Source organism: Colwellia sp. SU-HH01172 (assembly GCF_057553355.1).
Map to the genome: position 1 here is coordinate 1 of NZ_BAAJMB010000013.1, position 3,206 is coordinate 3,206.

Annotated in this window: 5 protein-coding genes; all 5 read right to left on the bottom strand. The window is 35.8% G+C overall.

The genetic code is table 11. From position 1 onward, the window contains the following. Window positions 1-106: 106 nt before the first annotated feature. Window positions 107-358 (bottom strand): hypothetical protein, encoded by a 252-nt coding sequence (locus AC27JP_RS20230; protein WP_487117750.1) that lies wholly within the window; start codon window positions 356-358, stop codon window positions 107-109. 762 nt (window positions 359-1,120) lie between these two features. Beyond that, a complete protein-coding gene (locus tag AC27JP_RS20235; RefSeq protein ID WP_487117751.1) occupies window positions 1,121-1,576 on the bottom strand; it encodes a DIP1984 family protein in 456 nt (151 codons plus the stop codon). Window positions 1,577-1,714: 138 nt separating this feature from the next. Next, the gene (locus AC27JP_RS20240; protein ID WP_487117752.1) at window positions 1,715-2,356 is read right to left on the bottom strand and encodes a hypothetical protein; all 642 of its coding nucleotides are present in this window, start codon (window positions 2,354-2,356) and stop codon (window positions 1,715-1,717) included. 135 nt (window positions 2,357-2,491) lie between these two features. Continuing rightward, complete coding sequence (locus tag AC27JP_RS20245; protein WP_487117753.1) at window positions 2,492-2,788, bottom strand: MafI2 family immunity protein; 297 nt, start codon at window positions 2,786-2,788, stop codon at window positions 2,492-2,494. Between the two features lie 115 nt (window positions 2,789-2,903). Further along, window positions 2,904-3,206: hypothetical protein (locus AC27JP_RS20250; RefSeq protein WP_487117754.1), on the bottom strand; the 303-nt coding region annotated here is incomplete at its 5' end.

Here is a 3,206-nt window from a genome sequence, read left to right on the forward strand (position 1 = left end):
GTTAAGGGGCAAATTGTAGTTGGCTATAATGTGAGCGGAGCGAAACAGCCAACTGCAATTTGTCCCGCTTGAACAGCTTGTTAGGTGAATATTCACCAGAACAGCTTTATTTAAACCTTTTACCTAATTCCAATATTTCATTGTACTTATTTAGTACATCAGGTTTTAAAGATGTTTTATCAATTCCTGGAGCTTGAGAGCAAACCATTGGAGTTGATGAAATGTAGTCAGGTTGTTCAAGAAGTTCTTCTATTCTAGTCAGTTCATCAAAGAACTCTGTAGGTAGTTGTTCTAGCTTCATTTGATCAATTAGCAATTTAGACTGCACTCTAAACCTTCTCCATTGCACATTACTCATGATTCACCTAACGCCCTGTTAAGGGGCAAATTGTAGTTGGCTAAAATGTGAAGCGGAGCGAAACCAGCCAACTATTATTTGTCCCGCTTGAACAGCTTGTTATATTACTGCTTCTCTATAGTAACGTAAGAAACTGTACACCCAGATGAGTTATCAGCTGTTCTAATAGTTACAAGCTTGTTGGCCATTTGAGCTGATAATAACGTAGAATAAATTGCATTTGCACCCGGCTCAGTTATTTGGAGAGTTGTATACACATCAGATACAGCAGAGCAAGACAAGTCTTTTTCATCCCCACTTGTACCAATATATATAACACCTGATGCATTCACGTAGAGCTTATCTACGTAAACTCCAAAGCAACCTGTAGATGTACAATCAGCGCTAACCATTGAACTCATAAAAGTGAGTATTACACTTATTGTAAAACGAAACACATAAACCTCCTTGTAGTAATATAACGCCGCGTTAAGCGGCAAAAAATTGTTGGTTATAATATTGAACGGAGTGAAAACAACCAACTGTTTTTTGCCCGTTTGAACGCCTTGTTAGAATTTTGTTCCCCGATCCCACCCTCACAATATGATAACCAGTACACGGTTCTAAGTTTTAAAAAATAAAAGTACACATGTAACGATACACAGGTATATCTTTAAATTTTTAGGGCAACCTGCTGCCCTAGAGTAAATAATTACTCCTTAAAGTTTCAACTTGCCCAGTTGACGGGTTGTACTCACATTTATCATATTGTTACCGAACACTCTAGACTAACTCATTACTCCAGTTAGCTTGTTGTATTTTACCATCCAATTCACGTAGTTGTTGCGCATATAAGTCAGCTGATTGTTGGACTTCACTTACGTTTACTACACTAATAGATTTTATTTCCGTTTTGCTATAACGAGAAATTTTTGGTGTAGCTTCTGAGGCTATTGACTTATACAAGCTATGTTTTAACTTTAGCGTTTCTCTTTGCGATAAAGCTAAAACCATTAACTTACCATCACTTAAAGATATTTGGTTATTTGTTTGGTTTATAGAAGCAACTAAATTTTCAAACTCTAAGAATAGAGCTTCTTGTAGCTTTAATAGATCCGAAGGGTTTTCAGAAGGTTGCTCTCCTTCCTGTACTAAAACATTTCGAATAGTCCTTTCTCTTAACTCTTGTAATTTTTGACTGATTTCTGCTCTTCGATTTAAAGCTTCTGCTAACTTCATTTTATATACTCTGACTTTGAAAAATTCTAACGCCTCACTAAGAGGCAAATATCAGTTGGTTAAAATAAGCGACGAAGGAGCAAAAACCAACTGTTATTTGTCCTGCTTGAGTGACTTGTTAAATGCCTATTTTGCTGACTATGTAGCCATTAATGTTTCTTTTCTTGCCTTTTTAGATAGAGCCAATATTTCTTTAGCTTCCATCATCTTGTCCGTAATCTCTCTAAACTCACCAAGTACTACCTTTAATTCTCTTAGTTCTTTTGCAACAGAGTCTTTGTCAATTACACCTGACTCTTGCTTAGTTAGAGATTGCATTGCAAGAGAAGCTATTGTGCTTGGAGTTTCTTCAATGGGAAATACATTTCTGAAAAAGAGTGAAGCACCCATTCTATGTAAAGTAACGAGTCTATCCATTTTGTTGCCTACAACTTCTGATATTTTATCTACGGCGTCAGGATTTATAACTGCAAGATAGCTTTGAGAAGAAATATACTCTTGTACGTTATATAACCTCACACCTTGTCTTCGTAAGATTTTATCCCATACATTAATGTGTGATTGAAGCTCCTCATCGTTCAAAGTTTTTATGAACTCAACAGGATCTTCGTTAACTAACTTTAATAATTTCACACCATCTTTGTGGACATCATAAAGAATAAAGTATGTCTTCAGCATTTCTAGCAATGCTTTTTCTCTTTCACCCTTTTCTTTCAGATTTACAACGTCTTTTACCGAGTCTTTTATAACTTGCAATATTTTAATCAAATCTGAAAACATAGAGTATTCACTGCTCCTTGATGGTTGCGTGGCATTTAACGCCCATTTAAGGGGCTGATAATAGTTTGCTAAAATGTGTAGCGAAGCGAAACCGAGCAAACTGTTAGCAGTCCCGCTTGAAATTCTTGTTATGTTTCAATACTCTTCAGCGTCATATCTAGCAAAGACTAGATTATCTAAATCTTGAATTTTTGTACATTCATTTTCAATTTTTGTACATACAGAGCTATTAAACTCGTCCGAATAATTACCTAGCACTTCAGACGTTGTGGAATGGATACAATCAATTTCAAACTCTACAGGCTCAGAGTAAAAAACAGCTTGAACAACTAAGCCATCTTTAGATATTTGATATGAAAGCCTCTTTAAACCTTTTGGAATATTGAATAAAAGAGCTGTTTGAAAATACTTATTTAACTCTACTACATTCACAGACTCATCCTTGAAACATAACGCCCTGTTAAGGGGCAAATTGTAGTTGGCTATAATGTGAAGCAAAGCGGAACCAGCCAACTGTTATTTGTCCCGCTTGAACAGCTTGTTATATTTACTTATCGCTTTCAATATCTTTCACTTGAATATCAAAACCATTAAAACCTTGACGATTTATAACATGCCTCTGTACCTGAATCATGATAGGAATGAATATTAAGTTTTGGACTAGCGATATTGTAGACTCATCAATCCCCAAGCCTTTTGCTAAAAGGAAATTTGCAAGAAGCATTGGAATGATACAAATAAGGATAGTACGCCATGTAATAGCCCACCATAAGCTAGCAGACTGGCCAAATGTCAATTTATTAATTTTAGAACCGTCCATGTAAACTACTCCGTCGAGGTAAATATAACT

Excerpts from the sequence above, each read along its gene's own strand:
- AC27JP_RS20230 (WP_487117750.1), bottom strand. The coding sequence starts at position 358 with ATGAGTAATGTGCAATGGAGAAGGTTTAGAGTGCAGTCTAAATTGCTA.
- AC27JP_RS20235 (WP_487117751.1), bottom strand. The coding sequence starts at position 1,576 with ATGAAGTTAGCAGAAGCTTTAAATCGAAGAGCAGAAATCAGTCAAAAA.
- AC27JP_RS20240 (WP_487117752.1), bottom strand. The coding sequence starts at position 2,356 with ATGTTTTCAGATTTGATTAAAATATTGCAAGTTATAAAAGACTCGGTA.